1 protein-coding gene and 1 pseudogene are annotated in these 1,422 nt (G+C 67.4%); one reads left to right on the top strand and one right to left on the bottom strand.

What is annotated here, in order from left to right; all coding sequences use genetic code 11:
* A pseudogene (locus VTU_RS0105580) lies at positions 1-450 on the bottom strand (dihydropyrimidine dehydrogenase); the annotation flags it as partial.
* Between the two features lie 279 nt (positions 451-729).
* Between VTU_RS0105580 and VTU_RS0105575 the strand changes: the two are divergent.
* Positions 730-1,401 carry a TetR family transcriptional regulator C-terminal domain-containing protein gene (locus VTU_RS0105575; protein ID WP_010101728.1) on the top strand — a complete coding sequence of 224 codons (672 nt, stop codon included), beginning with the start codon at positions 730-732 and terminating at the stop codon, positions 1,399-1,401.
* Positions 1,402-1,422: the final 21 nt, after the last annotated feature.

Raw genomic sequence — 1,422 nt, 5'->3', positions numbered from 1 at the left:
CACCACCGCCACGCGCCGGCCCGTGGACGCCGCGCGCTGAAACAGGGGCGCGCCCGGCTTGGCGAACAAGGCGTCGGTGGCGTAGCGCTGCAGGGCGCCGATCTCCACCGGCTTGTCCCCGTGGGTGTTGCGCACACAGACCTGCTCGCACAGCACCTCGGTCGGGCATACCCGGGCGCAGATTCCGCCCAGCGGATTGGCCTGCAAAATGGCGCGCGCCGCGCCGCGCTCATTGCCCTGCGCAATGCGCTGGATGAACGAGGGAACGTCGATCCCCGTGGGGCACGCCGTGGTGCACGGCGCGTCGTGGCAGTAGTAGCAGCGCTCGGCCTCGATCAGCGCCTGCGGCCGGGTCAGCGGCGCGTGGACGTCGCCGAAGTTGGCGGCGCAGTCGGCCGGACTCAGGCGCCCGGAACGAATTCCGCAGGCGCGGCTTGCGGGCGCGTCCATCGGGTTTCCTCAGCGGGGTTCAAAGTGGGGCACCGGGCCAGCGGGGGCGCATCTGCACGCGCACAAATGCCCGCCCGGGTGCTGCCTGCGCCCTTCTGTTTTGGAGGTTTCATCGTGGTCCTCACCATAGCGAGCCGGGCAGTCTACCCGGCTGAAAAAATTTACCAATTGGTAAAATCCCTAGGGAAAACCCCAATCAGCCGATTCGCGCTCCCGCGCCGCCTGCGAACCCCTTGTGCACCGGTTTTCGCGCCCGGCTTATTCCACTATGGTTGCACCATGAAAGATGCGCACCCAGCCCGAGCCCCGACGGCCTCCCGCCTGCTCAAGGAGCAGGCAATCCTCGCCGAGGCGGAGAACCACTTCGCACAATTCGGCTTCGAGGGCGCGTCGCTGGAGAGCATTGCAGCGGCCATCGGCATCAGCCGGCACAACCTGCTGTACTACTTTCCCGGCAAGGAGGCGCTCTACCAGCGCGTGCTCGACGACGTGCTCACCGAGTGGCTGGCCGGAATGCAGGAGCTCGCGCACAGCGACGACCCGCAGCAGGCGCTGCGCCGCTACATCCGCGCCAAGCTGCATTACTCGCGCACGCGCCCCCAGGGGGTCAAGGTATTCAGCAAGGAGATGATTGCCGGCGCGCCACGCTACGCCAAGGCGATCACCGGGCGCGTCGCGCCGCTGCTCGATTCGGGAGTCCGCCACTTTGAGCGCTGGGCACGTGCGCAGCGCATCGCGAAGGTGGACTTCAGGCACCTGATGTTCATCATCTGGTCCGTGACGCAGGCCTACGCCGAGCAGGAGGCGCAGTTCGCGCCCCTGCTGGGCAAACCGGCGCTGACCGGAAGAGACTACGAAAAGGCCGAGGAACTGATCGTGCGCATGGTGCTTGGCGCGCTCGCGTTGCCCGCAACGGGCAGCGGCTCCGCCAGCGGAAAACCAGCTGCGTGAGTTGTGCGGCGCAGACAGCGG

It is taken from the genome of Verminephrobacter aporrectodeae subsp. tuberculatae At4, assembly GCF_000193225.1.
Classification (GTDB): Bacteria; Pseudomonadota; Gammaproteobacteria; order Burkholderiales; family Burkholderiaceae_C; genus Acidovorax; species Acidovorax aporrectodeae.
The sequence above is the reverse complement of the archived record's forward strand: the minus strand, read 5'-3'. Positions and strand labels throughout refer to the sequence as shown.